Consider the following 25,099-nt stretch of genomic DNA (forward strand, 5'->3'; position numbering starts at 1 on the left):
GAGATGACAAGCATGCGTGTGGAACTGGACGTACCGAAGTGCGTGGCGTCGGGGCAGTGCGTGATGGCCGCTCCTGACGTCTTCGACCAGCGGGACGACGACGGTGTCGCGATCCTGCTGGAGGAGCGGCCCGGCGAGGAGCTGCGCGGCGAGGTGGAGGAGGCCGTGGCGATCTGCCCGGCCGCCGCGATCCGGCTGGTGGAGTCGTGAGGCGCGTCGTGGTCGTCGGCGCCTCGGCCGCCGGGCTCGCGGCCGTGGAGACGCTGCGCCGGGCGGGCTTCGACGGCACGCTCACCCTCGTCGGTGACGAGCCGCGCGCTCCGTACGACCGTCCCCCGCTGTCCAAGCAGATCCTCTCCGGCGCGTGGGGCACCGAGCGGCTGCCGCTGCGCCCGACGACCGACCTCGACGCCCTCGGCCTCGACCTGCGGCTGGGGTCGGCGGCGACCGGGCTGGACATGACGGACCGTACGGTGTGTCTGGCCGACGGGGAGCGAGTGCCCTACGACGGGCTGATCGTGGCCACCGGGGTGCGGCCGCGGCGGCTGCCCGGTGACGGCCGCGCACATGTGCTGCGCACCCTGGACGACGCCCTCGCGCTGCGCGAGCGGCTGAAACCGGGCTGCCGGCTGGTCGTGGTGGGCGCCGGGTTCCTCGGCGCCGAGGCCGCCGCGGTGGCCTGGGGTCTCGGCGCCCGGGTGACCCTGCTGGAACCGGCTCCCGTGCCGCTGGCGCACGCCGTCGGCACCGAGGTCGGGCAGGTGCTCTCGCAGGCACACCTCGACCACGGTGTGGAGCTGCGCACCGGCGTCACCGTCACCGAGGTGACCGGCGGGGGCGTACGGCTCGCCGACGGCGAACTCGTCGAGGCCGACGAGGTGCTGGTCGCCGTCGGCTCGCTGCCCAACACCGAGTGGCTGGCGGACAGCGGTCTGCCCGTCGGCGACGGTGTGCTCTGTGACGAGCACTGCGAAGCCGCGCCGGGTGTGTACGCGGCCGGTGACGTGGCCCGGTGGGACAACCCGCTGTTCGGGACGTCCATGCGGATCGAGCACCGTACGAACGCCGCCGAGCAGGGAATGGCCGCCGCCCGCAACCTGCTCGCCGCGCCGGATGAGCGCAGGCCGTTCGCGCCGGTGCCGTACTTCTGGTCCGACCAGTACGACATGAAGATCCAGGCGTACGGCTATCTGCGCGGGCACGACGAAGTCGCCGTGGTGGAGGGGGACTTGGCCGAGCGCAGGTTCGTGGCCGCCTATCGCACGGGCGAGCGGCTGACCGGCGCCCTGGCGGTCGGCATGCCGCCCAAGGCCGTCCGCGGCTGGCGGCAGGCCATCGCGGGCGGGACGGCCTGGAGTGACGCCGTACCGACCGCGGGCACCGAGGCGGCCTGACCCTCGGCACACCGATCCCGGGCGGGGGCGGCCCCGTTGCCGCCCCCGCCCTTTCTTCGAAGGAGAGCGCAGATGCAGAACCGTACGGACGACCCGCGCGACGTGGTCGTCGTCACCGGAGCGGGCGGGATGGGAACGGCGGTGGCGCGCCGCCTGGGCAGCGGACGGACGCTGGTCCTCGCCGAGCACTCGCGCGAGCGGCTCGATCAGGTCGTGGCGGAGCTGAGCGCCGAGGGATACGCGGTGCTGGGCGTGCCGACCGACGTCTCCGACCGCGCCTCGGTCGGGCAACTCGCCCGGGCCGCGGCGGAGCAGGGGCGGATCACCGCCGTGGTGCACACGGCCGGGGTCGCCGCCGCGACGGCCTCGGTCCGCAGGATCCTCGACGTGGACCTGCTCGGCACGGTGTATGTGATCGAGGAGTTCGAGAAGGTGGCCGTCAGAGGCACCTCGCTCGTCTGTGTCGCCAGTCTGGCCGGGCACATGGCCTCGATCAGCGCCGAGGACGAGGCCGCCCTGGCGACGGCTCCCGCCGAGGAACTGCTCGGTCTGGACGCCGTCACGGGCCTCGGCGACGACGCGACCGCCGCCTACATCCTCGCCAAACGCGCCAACCACGTCCGCGTGCAGGCCGCCGCACTCGCCTGGAACCGGCTCGGCGCCCGCGTCAACACCCTCAGCCCCGGGGTCATCGCCACCGCCATGGCGAAGGCGGAGGCCGACTCGGACGCCGACGGGCACATGCTCAGGATGCTCGACGCGTGCGGCGCGGGCCGCCCGGGCACGCCGGGCGAGATCGCCGACGCGGTGGCCTTCCTCACCGGCCCCGAGGCGCGGTACGTCACCGGCACCGATCTGCTCGTCGACGGCGGGCAGGCGGCCTGGATCCGCCGGCACATGCGGCGCCAAGGGTGACGGTGGCCGAGCGGGCCGGTCCGGCCACCGTTCTGGGCGAAGCGGTGCGGCAGGCCGGGCGGGCCACGCTCCAGCTGTTCACCGCCGCGCTGCTGGCCTTCGGCCTGTACCTGTTCCTCACCGTGCTGCTGATCACGGCGATCGCCACGGTCTCCGTCGTGGGGGCGTGGCTGCTGCCCGAGACGGTGCTGCTGATCCGCCGGATCGCCGGGGCGAAGCGCGCCCTGGTGGCCTCCTGGACGGGCCGGGAGATCCCCGAGGCGTACGAGCCGGTCACCGGTCCGCTGAAGGAGCGGCTGCGGACCGCGGTCCGGGACCCCGGCACCCTCACCGACCTGCGCTGGATGGCGGCCTCCTATGCCTATGGGGCTCTGTTCTTCCTGGCCTTGCCCCTGTGGCCGCTGGGGCTTGTCGTCGACGGTGTGCGGTGCGGGCCGGCGCGCCGTGCGGCGCTCGTCCTGCCGTTGATCACCCGTCTCGCCGATGTGGAGGCCGGCTGGTCGGAGACCCTGCTCAGGCCCTCGCCCAGGGCACGGCTGACCGCCCGGGTCGAGGAGCTGGCCGCCACCCGGACGGACGCGATCGCGGCGCACGGGGCCGAACTGCGCCGCATCGAGCGGGATCTGCACGACGGGGCGCAGGCCCGGCTGGTGGCGCTGTCCATGCGGATCGGGCTCGCGGTGCGCGCCTACGACCGTGACCCGCGGGCCGCGCACCGGCTGCTGGCCGACGCGCAGGAGCAGGCCGAGGAGGCACTGACCGAGCTGCGGCACGTGGTCCGGGGCATCCATCCGCCGATCCTCACCGACCGGGGTCTGGCCGGTGCGGTGCGGGCGCTGGCCGCGGTCAGCGGGCTCGAGGTGACCGTGCGGGTGGAGGGTCTGGAGGGCGAGGGGGCCCGGGCCCCGGCCGCGGTCGAGGCGGCCGCCTACTTCGCCGTGGCGGAGACGCTCACCAACGCCGCCAAGTACAGCGGCGCCGGCCGGGCGTCGGTCGTCCTGGAACGCCTGCGCACCGGGCTGCGGGCCGTCGTCCGGGACGAGGGCGTGGGCGGCGCCGACGAGTCCGGTGGCGGCACCGGGCTGCTGGGCATCCGCCGCCGTGTCGCCGCCCTGGACGGGACCGTGGCCGTGACCAGCCCCGTCGGGGGGCCGACCGTGATCGAAGTGGAGCTGCCGTGCGTGTGGTGATCGCCGAGGACAACGCCCTGCTCAGAGAAGGGCTCGTGCTGTTGCTGACCTCGGCCGGGCACGAGGTGGCGGCCGTCGCCGGCACCGGCCCCGAGGTCCTCCCGGCGCTGCTGGAACACCGTCCGGACGCGGCCGTGCTCGACGTCCGGATGCCGCCGGGCTTCCGGGACGAGGGCCTGCGCGCCGCGCTGGAGGCCCGCGAGAGAATTCCCGGGCTGCCCGTGCTGGTGCTCTCGCAGTACGTCGAGGAGTCGTACGCCGCCGAGTTGCTGGGCGGCGGGGCGAGCGGAGTCGGCTATCTGCTCAAGGACCGGGTGGGCCGGGTGGACGAGTTCCTGGAGGCGCTGGACCGGGTCGCGGGCGGAGGTACCGCCCTGGACCCGGAGGTGGTCTCCGAGTTGCTCACCCGGCGCCGCGACTCACCCCTGGACTCGCTGACGCCGCGCGAGCGTGAGGTGCTGAAGCTGATGGCCGAGGGCCACGACAACACCACCATCGCGCGGACCCTCGTCGTCACCGAACGTGCCGTCAGCAAGCACATCGGCAACGTCTTCCTGAAACTCGGCCTCCCGCCCAGCGACAGCGGCCACCGCAGGGTGCTGGCCGTGCTGGCGCATCTGAAGGGCCGGTGAGTCAGCTCACCGCTGGGTCGCGGCGGGCCGGGCCAGCCGCTCGCCGATGACGCCGATCACGTCCGGGGCGTGGTCGATCAGGAAGAAGTGCCCGCCGGGGTAGCGCTTCATCTCGAAGTCGCCTGCGGTGTGGGCGCTCCAGGCGCGTACCTCGTCGAGGGTCGCCTTGGGGTCGTCGTCCCCGGTCAGCGCGGTGAGGGGGCTGCGGAGCCGGTGGTCCGACGCCCACACATAGGTCTCCACCGCGCGGTAGTCGTTGCGCAGGGCCGGCAGGATCATGCGCATCAGTTCCTCGTCGCCGAAGATCTGCTGGTCGGTGCCGCTGAGTCCGCGCAGTTCGGCGATGATCCCGGCGTCGTCACGCCGGTGCACCCGTTCTTCGCGGGAGCACGACGGTGCGCGACGCCCCGAGACGAAGACCCGCTCGGCGAATCGCCCCGCCCGCTCCAGCCGTACGGCGACCTCGAAGGCCAGCGTCGCTCCCATGCTGTGCCCGAACAAGGCGAAGGGGCGGTCCACCGTGCGCGTCACGGCCCGGCTGACATGGTCCGCGAGACCGTCGATGGTGTCGATCATAGGCTCGTTGTGCCGGTCCTGGCGGCCCGGGTACTGGACCGAGAGCACCTCGACGCGCGGGTTCAACGCCTGGGCCACCGGCCGGAAGAAGGACGCCGAACCGCCCGCGTGGGGCAGGCAGACCAGTTGTACCGGGGCGTCGGGGCTCGGGAAGAAGCGTCGTATCCACGGATCGGTGGCGGTCATGGGGCCTTCCTGTTCTCATGCTCGGAACGACTGCTCATGCTCGGAACGACATGCTCGTACCGACATGCTCGTACCGATTGCCAAGATAGACGGACCGACCGGCCAGGAGGGATCGCATGACGAACCACCCCACCCGCACGGAACGTGTCGAACTGACGCCGGCCGCCGGGGAACTGCTGCGGCGGCTGACCGGGGCGCACGGGCCGGTGATGTTCCACCAGTCCGGCGGCTGCTGCGACGGCAGCGCCCCGATGTGCTACCCGCGCGGCGAGTTCCGGGTCGGCGCCTCGGACGTCCTGCTGGGGCAGGTGGCCGGGGACACCCCGTTCTGGATGAGCTCCGACCAGTACACGTACTGGTCGCACACCCATCTCACCGTGGACGTCGTCCCCGGCCGGGGCAGCGGCTTCTCCCTGGAGGCCCCGGAGGGCGTCCGCTTCCTGATCCGCTCCCGGCTGCTGACCGACGAGGAGCTGCGGCACATCGAGGCGGAGCCACCCCTGCCGACCGGGGCGGACGAACCCGCCGGTGCTTGACGGCTCGGTGCGCGGGTCGCCGTAGGGTGGGCGCATGTACACGACGCGGGTCTCCGGCCATGTCGACGCGCCGCGTCCGGCCGTCTACCGGGCGCTGGTGAGCGCGGAGGCGATCGCGCGCTGGCGCGTACCGGCGGGGATGAGCAGCGAGGTACACGAGTTCGACGCCCGCGAGGGCGGCCGGTTCCGTGTCTCGCTGACGTACGACGCGCCGGACGCCGCCGGGAAGTCGGCCGCGCACACCGACACGTACCACGGCCACTTCGCGCGGCTCGTGCCCGACGAGCAGGTGGTCGAGGTACTCGAGTTCGAGACCGCCGACCCCGCGCTGGCCGGCTCGATGACCATGACGACGACGCTCACCGACGCGGAGGGCGGTGGCACCGATGTCCTCATGGTCCACGAGGGCATCCCCGATGTCGTGCCCGCCGCGGACAACGAGACGGGCACCCGCATGGCCCTGGCGAATCTGGCCCGATTCGTCGAAACCGGCCCGGACGTCGCCTAGCACTCCAGTCGCACCTCATCGAGCCCTCGGCATGTGAGCGCGCACATCGAGTGCGGCGCCTCCGACGGCCTCTGCAGCCTGGCGTCCCCGTACGCCGGGGGCACCGAGGGCAGGGACGACCGCCGGGCCGAGTTTCGGGAGACGTTGGATCTCCTGAGTCGATTCACCCACCAGCTCCGGCAGGAGATCGCCAGGTCGTAGACCCCATCGGGCCACCGGGCCGACCAGAGGCAGATGCCTGCGATGTGGGGGCGCCGGTCCGGCCCGCGGTGAGGTCTGCTTCACGGCTGGGCGGGTCGCTCGGCGGCGTCGAACGCGGGCGCGAGCGGGGCCAGTGCCGCGCGGAGTTGGCCGGGCAGTGAGCCGGAGGGCACGACCAGTCCTCCGGGGCCGAAACTCCCGGCAGCCCCCGCGTTCCCGGTCGGCTGGAGCCAGCCTTCCAACGCGATGCGAACCGCCGCGGCCACACTCGCCGCGAGGACGCGGGCTGTGTGCGCTCCGGTGTCACCCAGGCGTTCGGCGATCACCGCCGTGAGAGGCGGCTCGATGTCGGCGGTGGTATCGAGGAACGCGTCGCGCAGCGCGGTCCGGGTGGTGATCAGCAGCAGTGCCTCGTGTTCGTGCTCACCGGTGTTCGTGTACTGCTCGACCACTGCTTCGGTGACGGCGTCAGCCAGGCGCACTTCGGCGGGCCGGGCCGCGGCCGCCGCCGCGATCCGCGCCTCCCGGTCCGCGGTGACAGCGGAGACGATCGCCTGCTCGCGGCTGGCGAAGTAGTTGTTGTAGGTGCGCGGCGAGACCCCGGCCGCTTCGGCGATGTCCTCGACCCGCACCTGGTCGGGGCCGCGCTCCACGGCCAGGCGCAGGGCTGCCTCGCGTAGCGCCTCGCGCGTGGCCTGCTTCTTCCGCTCCCGCAGCCCTGGTGGTGTCGTCACGATGCCAGCGTTCCACGCAGGACTGCGTGCCCGCAAACTTGCGCGCCCGAAAATTTGCGTGCACGCACTTTTCCTGTCAGCCTCGGCCCGACCGAGACCGACAGAGAGGGCGTCGCCATGCGGGCAAGAGGAATGACCTACGACACCGGATTCGTCGTGCACGGCCGGATATCCCGCGAGCACTTCGACCCCGCGGTGGTACGGCGCGAGCTCGCCATCATCCGCGACGACCTGCACTGCAACGCGGTCCAGATCATCGGCGGCGACCCGGACCGACTGGAGCTGGCCGCCGGTGCCGCCGCCGAGCTCGGACTGGAGGTCTGGTTCTCGCCCTATCCCCTGGAGCTGGATCCGGAACAGATCCTCACGCTCTTCCGCGACTGCGCCGAGCGAGCGGAACGGCTCCGGCAGCAGGGGGCCACAGTCGTGTTCGTCGCGGGGGTCGAACTGAGCGTGATGAACCGCGGGTTCCTGCCCGGAGAGAGCCCCGAGGAGCGGGTCGGCCGGCTGATGAGCCGACCCGAGCGGCGCGCCGAAGCGATGCGCGGACTCGGCCTGCGCGTCAACGCGTTTCTCCGCGACGCCGCGGCCACGGTCCGCGAGCACTTCCAGGGCAGGCTCACCTACGCATCCATCCAGTTCGAGCAGGTCGACTGGACTCCCTTCGACATCGTGACGTTCGAGCTGATCCGCTCCGCCGAGGTCGCCGACCGGTTCCGGGACGCGGTGCGCACCCTGGCCCAAGGCCCCAAGCCACTCGCCGTCACCGGGTTCGGCACCGCGGCCTACCGCGGCGCGGGAGACCGCGGCGGGCGGGTGCTGGAAGTGGTCGAGCACGACCCGGAGACCAAGGCCCCTGTGCGACTCAACGGCACATACGAGCGTGACGAGGCCGGCCAGGCCGCATATCTGAGCGAGCTGCTGGAGATCTTCGAGACCGAGGGCGTGGACAGCGCGTTCGTGTTCCTGTTCTCCTTGCCCGGCTATCCGCACCGCCCGGACGGCGACCCCAGGGACGATCTGGACCGGGCCGGCCTGGGCATCGTCAAACTCCTCGAAGGGCGCCGGGGGCAGACCTACCCCGACATGGACTGGGAACCCAAGGCCGCCTTCACGGCAGTGGCGCAGCGGTATCGGAGGTGACAGGCCCCGCACGCGGTGACCACGGCTCGGGATCTGCCCCGCGCCCCTGTGCAGATCCCGATGCAAAGGGCAGAGGTACTCGCCGAACTCGCCGCATACCTCGCGCCGGTCTACCGCCCCGCGACCTGCGGGCCGACGGCGTGTTGTGCCTGCGCGAGGGCGAGCGTGGGCACCCGGGGACGAGGTGTACGGAATCCAGCCGGGGCTTGCGCGAGTTCTCGGAAGGCGTCGGCATCGGCTATGGGTTCGCGGTGCCCGTCGACCACCAACTCTCCACCTCCGGCAGCGGCCGCATGCGCGCGGGGCCAGACACTGCACCTGGCCGAGCGCGCCGTCGTTCGCCGAGGTCCCAGAACAGGCCCGCCATGATGCGCAGGCCTTCCCGGGCCACCGCTCCCAACAGGTGTTCGTCAGGGGCGTGCTGGGAGCAGGACGGGTGGGAGTGCGGGATCCAGACGGTGGGCAGGCCGAGGATGTCCGCGAAGGCGTCGTTGGGGAGGGTGCCGCCGAGGTTCGGCAGGACGGCGGGTTCCTTGCCCGTGGTGTGCCGCAGGGAGTCCACGGCCCAGCCGACCCAGGGGTCGTCCGGGCTGAGGCGGGTCGCGGGGACGGCCTGCAGCACCTCGACGTCGACCGTGGACAGGCCATGGGCGTCGAGGTGGTCGCGGACGATGCGTTCGAGGTCGCGCCACGGGGTGCCCACGACGAACCGGAGCTGGACATCGGCGTGGGCGGTGCCGGGAATGGCCCCGACGGGCTTGGCAGGGTCGCCGGCGGCCAGGGTGAGGACCTCCAGCGTGTTCCAGCCGAAGACGCGTTCGGCGGGCGTGAGGCCCGGCTCGCCCCAGTCGGTGTCCACGTCCGGGTCGTCGTCCCCGCCGCCCACGGTGAGGCCGGCCAGGGCGGACGCGACCGGCTCGGGCAGCGCGGGCGGGCGCAGGCCCTCCACCAGGATGCGGCCCCGGGCATCGACCAGGGCCGCCAGGGCGCCGGCGAGCACCGTGGCGGGGTTGCGCAGGGCGCCGCCCCAGTTGCCCGAGTGGTGGGCGCCCTCGCGCAGGGCCACCCGCAGGCGGAAGTTGGCGGCGCCCCTCGAGCCGAGGAGCAGGGTCGGCCGGCCGGCCGCGAGGCGCGGACCGTCGGAGGCGATCAGCAGGTCGGCGGCCAGGTCCTCCTTCAGCCGGCGGCACGTCTCGTGCAGGCCCGGTGAGCCGGACTCCTCCCCCGTCTCGACCAGCACCTTCAGGTTGAAGCCCAGCCGGCCTCCGCGAGCCGCCAGGACCTGTTCGAGCGCGGCCAGGTTGACGGTGTGCTGGCCCTTGTTGTCGGCGGTGCCCCGCCCGTAGAGGCGGTCGCCCTCGACGACGAGTTCCCAGGGGGACAGGCCGGTGCGCCACCGGCCGTCCTGGCCGGGGACGACATCGCCGTGGCCGTAGACCAGGACGGTGGGCAGGTCGTCGGCCTCGTGCCGGTGGGCGAGCAGGAACGGTCCCGCGCCCGGCACCGGGTTGTCGACGATCCGCACGGTCGCGCCCAGGCGGCTTACGGCGGGCGCGAGTTCGTCGGTCAGATAGGTGCGCAGCGGGCCGGTGCCGTCGGGCGGCGGGCTCTGGGTCGGGAAGGCGACCCGGCGCCGGAGGTCGGCGAGGAACTCCCCGGAGTCGTAGTAGGCCTCGGCCAGGTCGATGGCGGTCTCACGTGTCGTCATGCGCGCTGCACTCCCACTGGTCGGTGTCCCCTTCGGGCCTCGGCGTGCTGTCCCGCCCCTGGTCCGCCGGTCCGGGCGCGTTCGCCAGGCGGCCGTCCTCCCGGTCCAGCCAGTGCCGCCGCAGCGCCCGGAGCACCACGGAGACGTCGGAGGAGAGCACCCCGGGAAGGTCCGCCACCTCGCGGGTGAGGAACGCGGCGAGGCCCGCCTCGTCGCGGAAGACGCCCTGGTGGACGACGGAGAAGGGGCCCGCGTTGGTCGACACGTACCGGGCGGAGGGATGCCGGGCGAGTGTCCGGGCCGCCTCGCCCACCCCGCCGGGTGACACGGTCAGGGCGACCACCGCCTCCAGGGCGTAGCCGAGCAGTGCGGGCTCGATCTCCACACGGGGGCGGATCAGTTCGCGCTGGAGCAGTGACTGGGTGACGCGGTAGGCGGTGGACCGGCCGATGCCGAGTTCCCGGGACACCTGGGCGGCGGTCATGCGGCCGTCGGCGGCGAGCAGTCGCAGCGTGCGCAGTTCGTCGCCGGCGAGGCGGGCGGGCCGGTCGGTGCCGTCCGGTGCCGGGTCCCCGTCCTGGGCCGCGTACTCGGCGAGCAGCCGGTGCTGGTCCGCCGTCAGCCGGGGCAGCCGCCAGGAGTCCGACTTGGTGTCGGCGCGCAGGACGAGTGCGGTGCGGGTGGAGCGCACGCCGGGGAGTGCGCCCACGCGCCGGGTGAGCAGGTCGTGGGTCTCGGTGCGGCGGGCGGGCTGGACGACGCAGTAGACGTCCGCCTGCCCGGCGGTGACCGCGACATGGGCCGCCTCGGGCAGGGCGACGAGCCGCCGGGCGACGTCGTCGGCCCGTCCCGGCGCCGCGGTCACCCACACATGCCAGGGCGTGCTCTCGCCGGACACCGACAGGTCGACCTGGCCGATCACCCGCAGCAGCCGGTTCGACTCCAGCCGGGCCAGCCGTCGTCCCACGGTGCTCGCCGACACGCCCAGCGCCTGAGCGAGGAGGCTGAGCGGAGCGCGCGGCGCACGCTGGAGCGCGGCGACCAGATCGAGGTCGTCGTCGTCCAGGGCGTTCTCCACGGGGGCCATCGGCACCCATCCCTTCATGGAACGAATCCGTCAACCAGCGGCTTCACACGACCGATACGACCACAACAACCTTTTCACTTGCATGATTTCGTCAGGGCATCGTCAATGGGGATGTGACCACCGCCACTTCACCCCCACCTCCCGACGCCCCTTCGAAGCGGCTCTCCCTGCTGCTCGCCGTGCTCGGGCGGATCGAACGCCTCGGCAACAGACTCCCCCACCCCTTCTGGCTGTTCGGCGTGCTGAGCGTCGTACTGGCCCTGGTCAGCTGGCTCCTGTCGGCGACCGGCGCCTCCGCGCTCAATCCGGCCACCGGCAAGACGGTGGGGGTGCGCAGCCTCGTCTCGGGCGAGGGGCTGCGGATGATGATCTCCGACGCGGTGACCAACTACGCCACGTTCCCGCCGCTCGGCACGATCCTGGTGGTGATGCTGGGCGTGGCCGTCGCCGACCGGTCGGGGCTGCTGCCCGCGATGCTGCGGGCGGCCGTCGCCCGGGTCCCGGCCAGCCGGCTGACGTTCACGCTGGCCTTCACGGCGATGGTCGCGCACGTCGCGTCCGACGCGGCCTATGTGGTGCTGGTGCCGCTGGGCGCGATGGCGTTCCGGGCGGTGGGGCGCAGCCCGATGCTGGGTGCCGTGGTGGCGTTCGTGTCGGTGGCCGCGGGCTACGACGCGAGCCCGCTGGTCACGCCGACGGACGCGGTGCTGTCCGGGCTCACGACGGCCGCCGCGCACACGGTCGACCCGTCGTACGTGGTCAATCCGCTGTCCAACTACTTCTTCTCCCTGGTCTCGTCCGCCGTCCTGGCCGTCGTGATCACGGTCGTCACGGAGAAGGTCATCGCCCGGCGGGTGGCGGCGATGCCGGAGGAGCCGGAGCCGGAGGACGTGCCCGAGGGCGCTGGCGAGGCCGCCGAGGGACTGACCCTGCGCCCGGAGCAGCGCAAGGGCCTGCGCAACGCCGGTCTGGTGCTGCTGGCGTACGCGGCGCTGGTCGTGGTGGCGATGGCACCGCCGGGGTCGCCGCTGCGCGGTGAGGGCGGCAGCATCGTCGAGTCGCCGGTGCTCACCGGTATCGCCGTGGTCCTGGCCGTGGCGTTCCTGATCGTGGGCGCCGTGTACGGGCGGACGGTGGGGACGGTACGCAAGGGCCGGGACATCCCCGACCAGATGGCGCAGGGCCTGCGCGAGATGGCCCCGATCCTGGTGCTGTTCTTCGCCATCTCCCAGTTCCTGGCGTACTTCAAGTGGACCGGGGTCGGCGAGGTGCTGGCGATCCGGGGCGCCGGCCTGCTGAAGTCGGCCGGCATCACGGGACCGGTCGCGTTCCTCGGCGTCCTGCTCATCTGCACGGTGATCAATCTGCTGGTCACCAGCGGATCCGCCCAATGGGCCCTGGTCTCCCCGGTGTTCGTGCCGATGTTCATGCTGCTCGACATCCCTCCCGAGGTGACCCAGGCGGTGTACCGCATCGCGGACTCGTGCACCAACGCGGCGACCCCGATGAGCGCCTACTTCGTCATGACCCTGAGCGTCGTCCAGCGCTACCGGCGCTCGGCCGGCATCGGCACGCTGCTGTCGCTGACCCTGCCGCTGTGCCTGGTCATGCTGGTGGCCTGGACTCTGCTGTTCTACGCCTGGTGGGCACTGGGGATTCCGCTCGGCCCGGGCGTGCCCGTCCGCTGACCGGCGTGACGCATCGCCGTACGTACGACAAGGAGCGCCCATGTCCCTGACCCGTGTCCTGTCGCCGGCCCGGGCCGCCCTGCCGGAGATCACTGGTGATCTCCGGACGCTGGTCGAGCTGGAGACACCCAGCGACGACAAGGCGTTGCTGACCACCGGGCTCGCCGCCGTCGAGGCCTGGACGCACCACCGGCTCGGCACACCGGAGGAGTCCCGGCGCCATGACGGCGGTGCCCACGGTGACATGCTGGAGCTGCTCTACCGGGGCACGTCGCCCCGGGTGGTGCTGATCCTGTGCCACTACGACACGGTGTGGCCGGCCGGCACCCTCGCCGAGTGGCCCTTCCGGGTGAGCGGGGACGGCCGTGCCACGGGGCCGGGCGTCTTCGACATGAAGTGCGGCCTGGTGCAGGCGGTGTGGGCGCTGCGCCTGCTGCGGGAGCTGGACCTGCCGCGCCCGTCGGTGCGGCTGCTGTTCAACGGCGACGAGGAGATCGGCAGTCCCGCCTCCCGGCCGGTGATCGAGCGGCTGAGCCGGGACGCGACGGCCACGCTCGTGTGCGAGGCGTCGGCCGGTCCGGAGGGCGCGGTCAAGACGGCCCGCAAGGGGGTCGGCCTGTTCGACGTGACGGTGGAGGGCGTGGAAGCGCACGCGGGCCTCGACCCGTACAAGGGCGCCAGCGCCGTGCACGCCCTCGCCGAACTGGTCACCCAGGTCGCCGGGCTGGGCTCGCGGGAGCGCGGGACGACGGTCAACGTCGGGCTGATCAGCGGTGGTACGGGGCGCAACGTCGTCGCCGGCCGGGCGAGCTGCGGCATCGACGTACGGATCGCCGACCCCGCCGAAGGGGCCCGCGTCGACGCCGCGCTGGGCTCCCTCGCCCCCTCCGATCCCCGGGTACGGGTCTCGGTCACCGGCGAGTGGAACCGCCCCCCGATGGTGCCGACGCCCGCCTCGCGGCTTCTGTTCGAGCAGGCGCACGCGGCAGCGGCGGAACTGGGGTGGGCCCTGCGGGAGACCGCCGTGGGCGGAGCGAGCGACGGCAACTTCGTCTCCGCACTGGGCCGTCCCGTCCTCGACGGTCTGGGAGCGGTGGGCGACGGTGCCCACGCCCGGCACGAACACGTCCTGCTGGACCATGTCCCGCAGCGCACCGCGCTGTTGGCGGGGGTGCTCATGGCGGTAGCCGAATAGCGGGGACGACTCCTGCGCCGTGGTCTTCATGTTCATGCCAGGCGCGTCACGCGACTGCCGTGTTCGTCAGGAGCACAGACGGAACACGGATTTCTCCGTGCACAGAAAAGCATTAAAAAACTGAATGCATGCGGCAATCGTGATTCGCCCGACGCCCCTCCGTGCTTCCGTGCGCCCCTATGGAGAAAGGATTCGGCGAGCCGTCGGCGGATTTCACTGGGCAGGACTGTGGCGAGCGTCAAATCGGTGCGACCGCACCGCAATCCTGTGTGCCGACTGAGGCAGGTGGTTTTCGATGAGCGGCTCCGTTCCCGGACCGGCCCGAAATTGGACAGTGGGCACTGCTCCAGGCATATTCCCATTCCTGGGCCACGGTATCGACTTGGTCCGTCGGCCGCTGGCTTTTCTGGAATCTCTGCCCGCGCACGGGGATCTGGTCGAAATACGCCTGGGTCCGCAGCGCGCCTGGATGGCCTGTCACCCGGATCTCGTCCACCAGGTGCTCGGAGACCCGGAGACGTTCGACAAGGGCGGCCCGCTCTACGACCGGCTGCGGACATTACTCGGGGACGGCGTCGGCACCTGCCGCCATCAGGATCACCGGCGCCAGCGCAGGCTGCTCCAGCCCGGCTTCCGCAAGGCCCGTGTCGCAGGCCAGGTGCAACTGATGGGCGAGGAAGTGGAGTCGGTGTGCCGCGGGTGGCGGGGCGGGCAGGCGGTCGACGTCAGCGCGACCATGATGGACCTGTCGACACGTGTGATCAGCCGCCTCCTCTTCTCCGACTCGCTCGGCACCGCGACCGCCGACGAGATGCGCGGGTGCCTGGCCACCGTGGTCCGCGGCATGTTCGTCCGCACGGTGATGCCGGTCGACGCCCTGTTCCGTGTCCCCACCCCGGCGAACCGGCGCTACCGGCACGCCTCCGACCGGCTGCGCGCGATCGTCGACGCTGCTGTCGCCGAACGCCGGCGCGACACCGGCCAGGACGACCGGGACGATCTGCTGGGAACCCTGCTGGCGGCGGCACGGGGCGACGGCGTGGGGACGGCGATCAGCGACAGGGAGGTCCACGGGCAGGTGATCACGCTGATGTTCGCCGGCGCCGAGAGCACCGCCCTGTGCCTCTCCTCGGCCCTGGAACTGGTGGGGCGGCATCCCGAGGAGGAACGCCGGCTGCACTCCGAGGTCGACGCCGTGCTCGCTTCAGGACGGCCGCCTGGCTCCGAGGAACTGCCGCGCCTCGTCCACACACGGAGCGTCGTCACCGAGACCCTGCGCCACCGCCCGCCCGGCTGGCTCTTCACCCGCGTCGCCACCAAGGAGACGGAGCTCGCCGGACACCGGCTCCCGCGGGGCGCCACGGTCGTGTTCAGCCCGTACCTCCTGCACCACGACCCCGCCCTGTTCCCCGACCCCGATCGCTTCCTCCCCGACCGCTGGCTGCCCGGGCAGGACGTCGCGGTCCGCCCCGGAGCGATGATCCCGTTCGGAGCGGGCCGCCGGAAGTGCATCGGGGAGACGCTCGCGATGACGGAGGCCATGGTGGCCGTCTCGTTCATCACCCGCCACTGGCGGCTGCGCCATCTGCCCGGCTACGAGGAACGACTGCGCCCCGCGGCGTCGTTGGGTCCGAGGGGACTGGTCATGACCTGCGAACCGCGAGTCAGGAGGCCGGCGGGCACACCGCCGGGCGCGGATTCCCGCGCACCCCGGGCAGCCGCCTGCCCCGTCGCCCTCAACTCCCGAACGGCAGGTGGCAACGATGTCCACGACGCATGAGGAAATACCGCTCGCCGCACAGGTCGGAATTCAGGCGGTCAATCTCCGGGAACTGATCGACGCGAACCTCTACATGCCATTCCCGTTCGAGCGCAATCCCCACGCGTCCGAAGCGTCGGCGGGCGTCGACTCATGGCTCAGGACCTGGGGTTTGACCGATGACCCGGCAGTGGCGGCCATGATCTCCTATACGCGTCCCGCCGAACTCGCGGCATACAACAGTCCGGACATGGATTCCGGGCTTCTCCAGATCGTGGCCAACCAGATCGCCTACCAGTTCGTCTTCGACGACCGGGCGGAAGACGTCGGCCGACGCTCGCCCGGCCTGCTGCTGCCCATGCTGTGCGAGAGCGTCGCGATCCTGCGGGACGGCCGGCCGCCCACCACCCCGCTCGGGGCCGCCCTGGCCGACCTGCACCGGCAGGTCCGGCAGCGGTGCACACCCGATCAGGCCGCGCGATGGGCCTGGCACAGCCGTGAGTACGTGCACGGCCTCCTGTACGAAGCGGCGGCCCAGGTCCATTCCGACCCGGTGAGCAGCGGGCTGTGCCGGTCCATACGTTCCCTCATCGCCGGCGTCGAGCCGTTCTACCCGCTGTGCGAGGCCGCCCAGCCGTGCGAACTGACCCCGGAGGAGATCCATCACCCCGTCATGCGACGCCTGACCCGGCTGTCGGCCGACGCGGCGGTGTGGATACCCGACCTCTTCTCCGCGGTGAAGGAACAGCGCGCGGGCGGCATGATCAACCTGGCCCTCGCCTACCAGCGCACACACCGGTGCTCCCTGCCGGTGGCCGTCACCCTGGCCGTACGGCACATCAACCGCACGATCCGCGAGTTCGAGGAGCTCTACGGTGAGATCAGGCCGGAGTTGAGCCCGTCCGCCGTCGGCTATGTGGAGGGCATGGCCGGCTGGATCCGCGGATGCTACTTCTGGTCCCGTACCGTGCCGCGGTACGCCGACACGATGGCGGCGCCCGCAGGACTCTGACCGCTGGCCCGACCGGTCGCCTCCCCACAGGGATCCCGAAAGGGGCGGAAACGGACCACGTTACCCCGAAAGGCAGGGACACAAAGCGGTCCTGCGGGAAGTTCACTCTCCCTGTCTACCTCCTGTTACGCCCCGGCCAAACGACCTGTTTCTGGGCGTACGCTCGCCCCGTCCGGCGGGGAGCAACGACAGGAAGCGGTAGACCACATGGCCCATGGGCTGCGGCAACCGATCACCGAACACCGGCCTCTCCTCGAACGCGACGAGGAGCTCCAGGCCATCGATCGCGCACTGGCGGATCTCCGGGACACCGTCGGGGGCGTGCCCCGGACACCGCGCGGCGGGCTGCTCGCCTTCACGGGGGTGGCCGGGCTGGGCAAGACGACACTGATCGCGGCGGCGCGCGCCCGCGCCGCCGCACAGGGGTTCACGGTGTTCTCGGGCAAGGGCGGCGAGAACGAGCAGGGGCTGGCGTTCCGCGTCGTCCGCCAGGTCATGCAGCCCGTCCTGGCCCAGATGAGCGGGACGGAACGCCGGGAGTTCCTGGGCAGTTGGTACGACATCGTCGGTGCCGCGCTCGGTCTCGAGGCGACGGACACCGCTCGGATGCCGGACCCGACCGGAGTGCGCGACGGCCTCGACTGGGTCATGACGCGCCTGACGATGCTGAACGCGCCCGTCGTTCTGCTCCTGGACGACCTGCACTGGGCCGACACCGAATCCCTCGACTGGCTCGCCTCCTTCGCACCCCGGGTCGCGGACCTCCCGCTCCTGGTGGTCCTCGGCTACCGGCCGGACGAACTCCCGCCCGACGCGACGTCCTTCCGCACGCTCGTCGAACGCCACGAGCAGCGCCCGCACCTGCTCTCCCCGCTCGGCGAGGCCGGTGTGGCGCGGATCATCAGGGAGGAGGTGGGCGAGGAAGCCGAGGACGAGTTCTGCGGCGAGTGCTGGACGGTCACCAACGGAATCCCCTTCGAAGCGGTCGAACTGGCCATCGGACTCCGTGAGCGGCGGGTGCGGGGAACCCAGGACGATGTGCCCGTCATGCGGGACCTCGCGGCGGCGGTCAAGGGGCCCGGCCTGATCGAGCGCCTCAAGCGGCTCGGCCCGCGCACCCTCCGTTTCGCGTGGGCCGGCGCCGTCCTGGGCGGGCCCTTCTCACCGGAGGCCGCCGCCGACCTCGCGGTGATCGGCAGCGCGGAGGCCGAGGAAGCGACCGAGAAGCTGCGCGACTGCCGCGTCCTCACCGACGCCCACGAGCCCGCGGGCGCCCTGGAGTTCGTCCATCCGCTGATCGCCACGACGGTCTACCACGACATCCCCCCGAGCCTGCGCGTCGGCATGCACGACGCGGCCGCCAACGCCGCCCAGACGGTCGAGTCAGACCCCACCACCGCCGCCCGTCACCTGCTGGAGGTGCCCTGCGACGGCCGGCCCGAGACGGTCGCGTGCCTGCGCGCCGCCGCGCGTGAGCACCTCCGCGCCGGAGCCCCGGAAGCCGCCCGGCGCGTACTGACCCGGGCGCTGCGGGAACCACCCCCTGCCGAGGAACGCGCCGCCCTGCTCCACGAACTGGCCTCCTCGACCTTCCTGATCGAGCCCACGGCCACGGTGAACCACCTCCGGGAGGCGCTGAAGCAACCCGGAATCGACCCCGACCTGCGCGCCTCCATCGTCTACCGGCTCACCCAGGCGCTGGCCCACACCGACCGGCTGACCGAGGCCGCGACCGTCGCCGCCGACGAGGCGCGGCGCGCCACCAACCCACGCGTCAGACTGCGTATGCAGGCGGATCACTTCGTGTGGAGCGCCTTCCGCGCCGACGAGCCCGACTCGTCCGCCCGCTCCCGCCGGCTGGCACGACTGTCCGCCAAGCTGACCGGCCGGGGCCTGGAGGAGCGCTACATCCTCGGTCTGCGGGCGTGGGACGCCCTCGTGCGCGGCGAGCCGCGGCGGAGCGCCCTCGCGTTCGCCGAGGATGCCCTGAGCGGAGGGATGAGCTGGACCGACGAGAACCGCGGCTTCGAGGTGCCCGCCGCGGTCGCCCTGCTGTTCATGTACTGCGACCAGCCGCGGCGGGCCGAGGAACTGTTCGCCGACGGGATGGCCGAGTGCGAGCACAGGGGGTGGCGCGGCTCCCATCTGGCGCAGGGCCAGACGCTTCTGGGCTATATCCGCTACCGCCGTGGCTGCCTGCCCGAGGCCGAGGAACTCGTCCGGGCCGGGCTGCACACCGCCGAGCGCGTCGAAGGGGCGGTGCCCGCCCAGTGGTTCGCCATCGGCATTCTCATCCAGATCCTGCTGGCCCGCGGGCGGACCACCGCCGCGCGCCGCCTCGCCGACACCTACCACTACGGCGACGTGGTCCCCAACGCCGTCATCTTCCCCGACCCCCGCACGGTGTACGCCGAGCTGCTCCTGGCGGAGGGGCGACTCGCCGAGGCGGCGCACCTGCTGTCCAGGGTCGGGGACTGGCTGGAGTCGCGGGACTGGCACAACCCCTCGTGGTGCCCCTGGCAGCTGGGACTGGCCTCGGCACTGGCCCGCACCGCGCCCGACCAGGCGGTGCTGCACGCCCAGGACGCCACCAAGCGAGCCCGGGACTTCGGTGCGGCGTCCGCGATCGGCCAGGCGCTGCGTGTGCAGGCGGAGGTGACGGGCGGGCAGGCGGCGCTCGATCTGCACACCCAGGCCGTCGATCATCTGGAGCGGTCGCCCGCGGCGTACGAGCTGGCCCGTGCCCTGGTGGGCCATGGCTCCGCGCTGGTCCGCAGCGGCGAGCTGCACGACGCCGCCGACCGGCTCTACCAGGGACTGGAGGGAGCGGTGCACTGCGGTGCCGACGGTCTGGCCGCCCGGGCCAGACGGGAGCTCTCCGCCGCGGGACTGCGCCCGCTGCCCCTGCGCTACGCGCAGACGGACATGCTGACGGGCCCGGAACGCCGTGCCGCCGAGAAGACGGCCCAAGGCCACCCGGCGCCGGTGGTCGCGAAGGAGCTGCGGATCACCGAGCAGGGCGTGCGGCAGCTGCTGTCCTCCGTGTACCGCAAGCTCGGCACGGACACGGCGGGCCTCGCCGACGCTCTGGAGAACTGCCGCCGGCCCGGGCGGTAGCGGGCCCGAGGGGGCGGGGATCACATCGGGCCGGGGCCCGCCCCGCCCTTCAGGCGTTCGAGGTCGGAGGGGCGGACCTGGATGACGACCAGGGCGATCAGCGCGGCGACGGCGGTGAAGATCGCCGCCATGATGAAGGCGGCCGAGACACCGGCGGTGAGGATCTCGTCGGACCAGGGTTTCGGCAGCTGCCCGGTCTGCTCGAACCGCAGTCGCTCGGCGGGGGTCGCCTGCCGGAGGAAGTCCGGGATCTGCTTCTCCGCCTCGTTGGTGCTGGCCGTCCCGTACATCGTGACCAGGATGGACAGGCCGAGCGAGCCGCCGACCTGCTGGGTGGCGTTGAGCAGTCCGGAGGCCGCGCCGGTCTCCGGTGTGGACACGTTGGACAGCGCCATGAGGGTCAGCGACACGAACTCCATGCCCATGCCCAGGCTGAAGACGAGCATCGGGCCGAGGACACTGCCCGCGTAGGTGGAGTGCACGTCGGTGAGGGTGAGCCAGGCGAGGCCGGCGGCCGCCAGGATCGCGCCCACCACCATGAACGGCTTGGGCCCGTAGACGGGCAGGAACCGCGAGGCCAGTCCCGCGCCGATCGCGATGACCGCGCTGACCGGCAGGAAGGCGAGGCCGGCTTCGATGGGGCTGAACTCCAGCACGTTCTGCACGAAGAGCGTGAGGAAGAAGAACATGCCGAAGATCGCGGCGGCCAGGCACAGCATGATGCCGTATGTGCCCGCGCGGTTGCGGTCGGCGAACATGTGCAGGGGCGTGATGGGCTGTCTGGAGCGCCGCTCGATCAGGATGAACGCCGCGAGCAGCACGACCGCCCCGGCGAACGAGGCCAGCGTGAGCGCGTCTCGCCAGCCGTCATCCGCAGCCCTGATGAACCCGTAGACGAGCAGCACCATGCCCGCGGTGGAAGTGAGCGCGCCGCTGAGGTCGAAGCGGCCGGGGTGGCGTTCGGACTCCCTGATCCACTTGGGTGTGGCGAGCACGATGAGCAGGCCGATGGGCACGTTGACGAACAGCACCCACCGCCAGTTCAGCCACTCCACCAGCATCCCGCCCGCGAGCAGGCCGATCGCGCCGCCGCCGGCCGAGACCGCGGCGAAGACCCCGAAGGCGCGGTTGCGTTCCGGCCCCTCGCGGAAGGTCGTGCTGATCAGGGCGAGGGCGGTGGGGGACGCGATGGCGCCGCCGACGCCCTGCAGGGCGCGGGCGCCGAGGAGTTGGCCGGAGTTCTGGGCGAACCCGCCGAGCAGGGAGGCCAGCACGAACAGCAGCACGCCGAAGATGAAGACGCGCCGCCTGCCCAGGATGTCGCCGGCCCGGCCGCCGAGCAGCAGCAGGCCGCCGAAGGTGAGGGTGTAGGCGCTCACCACCCACGACAGGCTCGTGGTGGAGAAGTCCAGCGCGCTCTGGATGTGCGGCAGCGCGATGTTCACGATGGTGATGTCGAGGACCACCATCAGCTGGCACGAGGCGAGGACGAGGAGTGCCATCGCGCTTCCGCCACCACCGGATTCCCTGGTGGTGGCCGCCTGTGGTGAAGCCGGCTGCGGGCCGCTGCCTGCGGTGTCCACCGTTCGACGGTACGCCCGCCTCCTGGGCCTCACCACTCGATCACCGTCAGCTCCTGCGGTTGCCCTTCGGTGACAGCAGTTGCTCGCGCAGAACGGTCAGTTGGTGCGACGTGTCCACGGCGCGTTCCTCGTCCAGGGTCGTCAGGGCCAGCAGCAGGACATCGGCCACGACCAGCGCGGTGAGCGCCTCCGAGGTGATGCCGGTCGGGGTGTGCGGCGCGGTGAGGACGGCGTCGACGCGGTCGCCGAACTCCTCGCCCAACTCGTCCGTGACGAGCACGACGCGGGCCCCGACCGCGCGGGCCCGCTCGACGAGGACGGTCAGCTCGGTGAGGGCGCGTCCGGGCTGGAAGATCACCACGGCGTCGCCCTGGCGCAGGCCGAGCAGATGGTCGGCGAGGGCGAAGCCGGTCGCGTCGAGGAACCGGGAGCGGCGGCCGATACGGCCGAGCGCGAGCGCCAGGTGCCGGGCGGCCGCTTCGGAGGCGGCGATGCCGAAGCAGTGGACCTCCCCGGCGTCCGCCAGCGCCGCGACCGCCGCCCGCAGCGAGTCCTGGCCGGTGAGCCGCCGGGTCTGCTCGATCCGCTCCTGGGCCTCGTCGAGCACATCGCCCCAGATGCCGTCCAGGTCACGCCCGACGTGGGCGATGCGCTGCTTGAGCCGCACCTCGGGTGCCACCGCCGCGGTGAAGCCGGTGGCCAGCTCGCGCTTGAGGGCGGGAAGTCCCCCGTAGCCGAGGCGCTGCAGGGCACGGACGACCGTGGCGTTGCTGGTGCCGCTGGCCGTGCCCAGTTCCTGGGCGCTGGCGAACAGCAGCTGTTCCACGGGGGCGCTCGCCAGGTACTGGGCGACCGTGCGCTCGGAGGCGGACAGGGCCTCCCAGTGGTCGCGGACGGCAGCGCGGAGGCGGGCCACGCCCTCTCCCAGATCCCCGGGCTCTGAAATCTCCGTTACAGGCATTGACTTCCTCGTGTCGGCCGTTACTCTCCTGGACAACGCATTCCAAGAGGAGCAGTTTTCGTAATCGACGTTACAGCACGTCGGTGCGGCACACAGCCCTCCACTGCGAGGAGAACAATGGCACCCCCAGCGTCCCCGTCCCTCCCTCTCGTCGAGATCTCCGGCACCCCGGTCGAGCGCGGCCGCCAGTACGGCGAGGCCGTCCGCGACCGGCTGCACACCGCGCTCGCCTACTACGAGGAGGCCTTCGGCCACTCGGCGGGCCTGACCTGGGAGCAGGTCACCGCCCGCGCCGCCCGCTGGCAGGAGCCGGTCGGCTCCTACGCCCCGCACCTGCTGGAGGAGATGCGCGGCACCGCCGAGGGCGCCGGGGTCTCCCTGCTCGACGTGCTCGCCCTCAACGCACGCGGCGAGGTGCTCTACGACCAGTCGTTCGCGACCATGGAGGCGGACTCGGGCACGGACGCCGCAGTCGTCGAGGAGGAGCCCGCCGAGGGCTGCACCTCCTTCGCCGCCTACGGCCCCGCCAGCGGCGACGGGCACGTCTGGGCGGGCCAGAACTGGGACTGGCGGGCCGCGGCCGCCGGCACGGTCGTCATGCTGCGGATCGTGCAGCCGCCCGCGCCGACCCTGATCATGCAGGTCGAGGCGGGCCAGATCGGCCGCCAGGGAGCGAACTCCGCCGGGATCGCCCTCAACGCCAACGGGCTCGGCGGGCGCTTCGACGACGCGGTCGGCCTGCCGCAGACCGTCGTGCGCCGCAGCGTCCTCGACCAGCACGCGATCACCGACGCCCTCGACGTGCTGTGCCGCACCCGGGCCCATATCGCCTCCAACGCGCTGCTGACCTGCCGCGAGGGCTTCGCCGTCGATCTCGAGACGACCCCCGCGGGCTACGGCTGGATGTATCCGACCGACGGTCTGTTGGTGCACGGCAACCACTACCAGGCGGGCGTGCCCGCGGCCATCGCCGCCGACTACCGCCCCCTCTCCCCGGACTCGCTGGTCCGTGTCCCCCGCGCCGAGGAGGGCCTGCGGGCGCTGCGCGGCTCCACGGGCCCCGACGAGTCCCGGAAGCTGATCAAGCAGGCCCTCTCCGACCACCTCGGGCTGCCCGAGTCGCTGTGCACGCACCCCGACACCCGCAGGCCCGCCGTGGAGCACTGGGCCACACTGGTCTCCTCCTGCGTGGACCTGACCACCGGCGACTACCACGTCACAGCGGGCACCCCTTGTGACCGCGACTACCAGCACCTTCCCTGGAACCTCTACGACGGCCCCGACGGCTCCGCGGCCCGCCGCACCAGCTGAAAGAGAAACGCCGATGAACAGAAACTCACGCGGGACGGTGACCTGCGGCCTGGTCGTCACCGGGCTCCTCACCGCCGTCGGATGCAGCGGCGCCGACACCGCCACGACCGGCGGCAGCCCGGTCGACGCCGCGCGGCTGAAGCTCACGCCGACCACCCCCGCCGCACAGGGCCCCGTGCAGAAGGTGAACTGGCTGCTGGAGGACGAGCCCGACTCCCTCGACCTCGACAGCCAGGGCTCCAGCGCCGGCCGGGTCGTCCTCACCAACGTCTGCGAGCGGCTCTACCAGCTCCAGCCCGACATGACCGTCAAGCCGTTCCTCGCCGAGAAGGCGACGACGCCCGACGACAGGACCCTCGTCCTGAAGGTCCGCTCCGGTGTCACCTTCCACGACGGCTCGAAGCTCACCGCCGACGACGTCCTGTGGAGCCTGAAGCGGCACGCCGACCCGGACATGGAACAGAGCGACGAGTTCACCAACGTCTCCGCCATGACGAAGACGGGCCCCGACGAGATCACCGTCCGCTTCGAGCAGCCCGACGCGCTGTTCACCAAGGCCCTCGCCGGCGACGCCGGCATCGTCTGGAACAAGGAGCAGGTGGAGAAGGCCGGGAAGGACTTCGGCACCCCCGGCCAGGGCGACGCCTGCTCGGGCCCGTTCGAGCTGACGGGCTGGAAGTCCGGTGACTCGATCACCATCCGCGCCTACGACGGCTACTGGGGGGAGCAGCCGCTGACCAAGGAGGTCGTCTTCCGCTGGGCGTCCGACAGTGCCCTGGTGAACGCGCTGAAGACCGGCGCGGCCGACGGCACCTTCGCCGAGTCGCCCAACACCGCCTCCGCGCTGCGCGACGTCAAGGGCCTCAGCCAGTACTACGGCCCCTCCACCGCCACCCTCGACCTCATCCCCGCCGAACGCGGCGGTCTGAAGGACCCGCGCGTCCGGCGCGCCGTGTCCCTCGCCCTGGACCGCGCCGGTATCGCCAAGTCCGGCTACGGAGGCCTGGTCCAGCCGTGGGCGAGCCCGGTCGGCTCCGGCTCCTGGGGCTACGCGAAGCCGGAGTTCGCCGCCGCGCAGAAGCGGCTGGAGGCGGGCGCGCCCGCCTCGCCCGACGCGGACGACATCGCCGAGGCCAAGAAGCTCGTGAAGGAGGCCGGAGCGCCGGCGGCCCCGATCGTCATCGGCACCGACGCCAGCCAGGGCCGGACCGTCGTCGCCAACGCCCTGCGCGCCGCCCTCCAGCGCATCGGGCTCAAGGGCGAGATCAAGACGGTGCCGACCACCCAGTTCGAGGAGTTCTACAGCGACCCGCGGGCCCGCGCCGGCATCGACGTCCTGGTGGGCGACTGGTACATCTCCAAGTCGGACCCCATGGGCTTCTACGACAACGGCCTGTCCGACTCCTCCAACAACTGGATCGGCTTCAAGGACGCCACCTACGACAAGAAGGTGCACCAGGCGTTGTCCACGCTGGACGACGCGAAGCGTGCCGCCCTCGCGATCGACGTGCAGAAGCGGTTCACCGACGCGGCGGTCTGGATCCCCGTGGCCCAGGTGCCCTCGGTGCTGGTGCTGAACAGCGAACTGACCGGGGCGCCCGCCTCCCAGGCCTATCTGTACTACCCGTGGGCGGCCGGCCTCGGCGCTCGGAAGGGCTGAGGC

21 protein-coding genes are annotated in these 25,099 nt (G+C 72.2%); 15 read left to right on the forward strand and 6 right to left on the reverse strand.

Annotated elements, in window-relative coordinates; all coding sequences use genetic code 11:
• The first annotated feature begins 12 nt into the window (after positions 1-12).
• From ACIBK5_RS04135 to ACIBK5_RS04155, 5 genes are all read left to right on the forward strand, one after another.
• The gene (locus tag ACIBK5_RS04135; protein WP_184599145.1) at positions 13-210 is read left to right on the forward strand and encodes a ferredoxin; all 198 of its coding nucleotides are present in this window, start codon (positions 13-15) and stop codon (positions 208-210) included.
• Positions 207-1,394, forward strand: coding sequence for an NAD(P)/FAD-dependent oxidoreductase (locus tag ACIBK5_RS04140; protein WP_399015922.1), 1,188 nt, complete (start codon positions 207-209; stop codon positions 1,392-1,394). The genes ACIBK5_RS04135 and ACIBK5_RS04140 overlap by 4 nt, the downstream gene beginning before the upstream one ends.
• 72 nt (positions 1,395-1,466) lie before the next feature.
• Entirely contained in the window at positions 1,467-2,309 is an 843-nt protein-coding gene (locus ACIBK5_RS04145; RefSeq protein ID WP_399015924.1) for an SDR family oxidoreductase, read from the forward strand.
• Positions 2,310-2,341: 32 nt separating this feature from the next.
• A complete protein-coding gene (locus ACIBK5_RS04150) occupies positions 2,342-3,499 on the forward strand; it encodes a histidine kinase (RefSeq protein ID WP_399016244.1) in 1,158 nt (385 codons plus the stop codon).
• The gene (locus tag ACIBK5_RS04155) at positions 3,487-4,131 is read left to right on the forward strand and encodes a LuxR C-terminal-related transcriptional regulator (protein ID WP_399015926.1); all 645 of its coding nucleotides are present in this window, start codon (positions 3,487-3,489) and stop codon (positions 4,129-4,131) included. Before ACIBK5_RS04150 ends, ACIBK5_RS04155 begins: the two co-directional genes overlap by 13 nt.
• A gap of 6 nt (positions 4,132-4,137) precedes the next feature.
• Here ACIBK5_RS04155 and ACIBK5_RS04160 read toward each other — a convergent pair whose 3' ends face one another.
• Positions 4,138-4,893, reverse strand: coding sequence for a thioesterase II family protein (locus ACIBK5_RS04160; protein ID WP_399015928.1), 756 nt, complete (start codon positions 4,891-4,893; stop codon positions 4,138-4,140).
• A gap of 116 nt (positions 4,894-5,009) precedes the next feature.
• Here ACIBK5_RS04160 and ACIBK5_RS04165 point away from each other — a divergent pair, with 116 nt between their 5' ends.
• Positions 5,010-5,429, forward strand: a complete 420-nt coding sequence (locus ACIBK5_RS04165; protein WP_399015931.1) for a DUF779 domain-containing protein — start codon at positions 5,010-5,012, stop codon at positions 5,427-5,429.
• Positions 5,430-5,463: 34 nt separating this feature from the next.
• Positions 5,464-5,937: an SRPBCC domain-containing protein gene (locus tag ACIBK5_RS04170; RefSeq protein ID WP_399015934.1), complete on the forward strand. Its 474-nt coding sequence runs from the start codon at positions 5,464-5,466 to the stop codon at positions 5,935-5,937.
• A gap of 281 nt (positions 5,938-6,218) precedes the next feature.
• Here ACIBK5_RS04170 and ACIBK5_RS04175 read toward each other — a convergent pair whose 3' ends face one another.
• Positions 6,219-6,875 (reverse strand): TetR/AcrR family transcriptional regulator, encoded by a 657-nt coding sequence (locus tag ACIBK5_RS04175; protein ID WP_399016247.1) that lies wholly within the window; start codon positions 6,873-6,875, stop codon positions 6,219-6,221.
• Between the two features lie 129 nt (positions 6,876-7,004).
• Here ACIBK5_RS04175 and ACIBK5_RS04180 point away from each other — a divergent pair, with 129 nt between their 5' ends.
• Positions 7,005-8,015 carry a hypothetical protein gene (locus ACIBK5_RS04180; RefSeq protein ID WP_399016250.1) on the forward strand — a complete coding sequence of 337 codons (1,011 nt, stop codon included), beginning with the start codon at positions 7,005-7,007 and terminating at the stop codon, positions 8,013-8,015.
• Between the two features lie 238 nt (positions 8,016-8,253).
• On the opposite strand, the gene ACIBK5_RS04185 is transcribed toward ACIBK5_RS04180, so the two are convergent.
• The gene (locus ACIBK5_RS04185) at positions 8,254-9,723 is read right to left on the reverse strand and encodes a M20 family metallopeptidase (protein ID WP_399015936.1); all 1,470 of its coding nucleotides are present in this window, start codon (positions 9,721-9,723) and stop codon (positions 8,254-8,256) included.
• Positions 9,710-10,828: an Lrp/AsnC family transcriptional regulator gene (locus tag ACIBK5_RS04190; protein ID WP_399015938.1), complete on the reverse strand. Its 1,119-nt coding sequence runs from the start codon at positions 10,826-10,828 to the stop codon at positions 9,710-9,712. The genes ACIBK5_RS04185 and ACIBK5_RS04190 overlap by 14 nt, the downstream gene beginning before the upstream one ends.
• Before the next feature lie 95 nt (positions 10,829-10,923).
• On the opposite strand from ACIBK5_RS04190, the gene ACIBK5_RS04195 reads away from it, so the two are divergent.
• The 5 genes from ACIBK5_RS04195 to ACIBK5_RS04215 all read left to right on the forward strand — a co-directional run bounded on the left by ACIBK5_RS04195 (position 10,924) and on the right by ACIBK5_RS04215 (position 19,581).
• Positions 10,924-12,498 carry an AbgT family transporter gene (locus ACIBK5_RS04195; protein WP_399015941.1) on the forward strand — a complete coding sequence of 525 codons (1,575 nt, stop codon included), beginning with the start codon at positions 10,924-10,926 and terminating at the stop codon, positions 12,496-12,498.
• Between the two features lie 40 nt (positions 12,499-12,538).
• On the forward strand, positions 12,539-13,693 hold the full coding sequence (locus tag ACIBK5_RS04200) for a M20 family metallopeptidase (protein WP_399015943.1): 1,155 nt from the start codon (positions 12,539-12,541) through the stop codon (positions 13,691-13,693).
• 295 nt (positions 13,694-13,988) lie between these two features.
• The gene (locus tag ACIBK5_RS04205; RefSeq protein WP_399015945.1) at positions 13,989-15,473 is read left to right on the forward strand and encodes a cytochrome P450; all 1,485 of its coding nucleotides are present in this window, start codon (positions 13,989-13,991) and stop codon (positions 15,471-15,473) included.
• Positions 15,457-16,464 (forward strand): (-)-alpha-amorphene synthase, encoded by a 1,008-nt coding sequence (locus tag ACIBK5_RS04210; protein ID WP_399015947.1) that lies wholly within the window; start codon positions 15,457-15,459, stop codon positions 16,462-16,464. Before ACIBK5_RS04205 ends, ACIBK5_RS04210 begins: the two co-directional genes overlap by 17 nt.
• A gap of 207 nt (positions 16,465-16,671) precedes the next feature.
• Positions 16,672-19,581 carry an ATP-binding protein gene (locus tag ACIBK5_RS04215; RefSeq protein ID WP_399015949.1) on the forward strand — a complete coding sequence of 970 codons (2,910 nt, stop codon included), beginning with the start codon at positions 16,672-16,674 and terminating at the stop codon, positions 19,579-19,581.
• 20 nt (positions 19,582-19,601) lie between these two features.
• On the opposite strand, the gene ACIBK5_RS04220 is transcribed toward ACIBK5_RS04215, so the two are convergent.
• Together ACIBK5_RS04220 and ACIBK5_RS04225 are read right to left on the reverse strand one after the other, a co-directional pair.
• Positions 19,602-21,083 (reverse strand): MFS transporter, encoded by a 1,482-nt coding sequence (locus tag ACIBK5_RS04220; protein ID WP_399016252.1) that lies wholly within the window; start codon positions 21,081-21,083, stop codon positions 19,602-19,604.
• 127 nt (positions 21,084-21,210) lie between these two features.
• Positions 21,211-22,125, reverse strand: a complete 915-nt coding sequence (locus ACIBK5_RS04225) for a MurR/RpiR family transcriptional regulator (protein ID WP_399015951.1) — start codon at positions 22,123-22,125, stop codon at positions 21,211-21,213.
• A 117-nt stretch (positions 22,126-22,242) separates the two neighbouring features.
• Between ACIBK5_RS04225 and ACIBK5_RS04230 the strand changes: the two genes are divergently transcribed.
• Together ACIBK5_RS04230 and ACIBK5_RS04235 are read left to right on the forward strand one after the other, a co-directional pair.
• A complete protein-coding gene (locus ACIBK5_RS04230; protein WP_399015954.1) occupies positions 22,243-23,436 on the forward strand; it encodes a C45 family autoproteolytic acyltransferase/hydolase in 1,194 nt (397 codons plus the stop codon).
• A gap of 13 nt (positions 23,437-23,449) precedes the next feature.
• Positions 23,450-25,096 carry an ABC transporter substrate-binding protein gene (locus tag ACIBK5_RS04235; protein ID WP_399015956.1) on the forward strand — a complete coding sequence of 549 codons (1,647 nt, stop codon included), beginning with the start codon at positions 23,450-23,452 and terminating at the stop codon, positions 25,094-25,096.
• Positions 25,097-25,099: the final 3 nt, after the last annotated feature.

The sequence above is a fragment of the Streptomyces sp. NPDC050546 genome (genome assembly GCF_044457425.1).
Taxonomy (GTDB): Bacteria; Actinomycetota; Actinomycetes; order Streptomycetales; family Streptomycetaceae; genus Streptomyces.

Excerpts from the sequence above, each read along its gene's own strand:
- ACIBK5_RS04135 (WP_184599145.1), top strand. The coding sequence starts at position 13 with ATGCGTGTGGAACTGGACGTACCGAAGTGCGTGGCGTCGGGGCAGTGC.
- ACIBK5_RS04145 (WP_399015924.1), top strand. The coding sequence starts at position 1,467 with ATGCAGAACCGTACGGACGACCCGCGCGACGTGGTCGTCGTCACCGGA.
- ACIBK5_RS04160 (WP_399015928.1), bottom strand. The coding sequence starts at position 4,893 with ATGACCGCCACCGATCCGTGGATACGACGCTTCTTCCCGAGCCCCGAC.
- ACIBK5_RS04165 (WP_399015931.1), top strand. The coding sequence starts at position 5,010 with ATGACGAACCACCCCACCCGCACGGAACGTGTCGAACTGACGCCGGCC.
- ACIBK5_RS04170 (WP_399015934.1), top strand. The coding sequence starts at position 5,464 with ATGTACACGACGCGGGTCTCCGGCCATGTCGACGCGCCGCGTCCGGCC.
- ACIBK5_RS04180 (WP_399016250.1), top strand. The coding sequence starts at position 7,005 with ATGACCTACGACACCGGATTCGTCGTGCACGGCCGGATATCCCGCGAG.
- ACIBK5_RS04185 (WP_399015936.1), bottom strand. The coding sequence starts at position 9,723 with ATGACGACACGTGAGACCGCCATCGACCTGGCCGAGGCCTACTACGAC.
- ACIBK5_RS04190 (WP_399015938.1), bottom strand. The coding sequence starts at position 10,828 with ATGAAGGGATGGGTGCCGATGGCCCCCGTGGAGAACGCCCTGGACGAC.
- ACIBK5_RS04200 (WP_399015943.1), top strand. The coding sequence starts at position 12,539 with ATGTCCCTGACCCGTGTCCTGTCGCCGGCCCGGGCCGCCCTGCCGGAG.
- ACIBK5_RS04205 (WP_399015945.1), top strand. The coding sequence starts at position 13,989 with ATGAGCGGCTCCGTTCCCGGACCGGCCCGAAATTGGACAGTGGGCACT.
- ACIBK5_RS04210 (WP_399015947.1), top strand. The coding sequence starts at position 15,457 with ATGTCCACGACGCATGAGGAAATACCGCTCGCCGCACAGGTCGGAATT.
- ACIBK5_RS04215 (WP_399015949.1), top strand. The coding sequence starts at position 16,672 with ATGGCCCATGGGCTGCGGCAACCGATCACCGAACACCGGCCTCTCCTC.
- ACIBK5_RS04220 (WP_399016252.1), bottom strand. The coding sequence starts at position 21,083 with ATGGCACTCCTCGTCCTCGCCTCGTGCCAGCTGATGGTGGTCCTCGAC.
- ACIBK5_RS04225 (WP_399015951.1), bottom strand. The coding sequence starts at position 22,125 with ATGCCTGTAACGGAGATTTCAGAGCCCGGGGATCTGGGAGAGGGCGTG.
- ACIBK5_RS04230 (WP_399015954.1), top strand. The coding sequence starts at position 22,243 with ATGGCACCCCCAGCGTCCCCGTCCCTCCCTCTCGTCGAGATCTCCGGC.
- ACIBK5_RS04235 (WP_399015956.1), top strand. The coding sequence starts at position 23,450 with ATGAACAGAAACTCACGCGGGACGGTGACCTGCGGCCTGGTCGTCACC.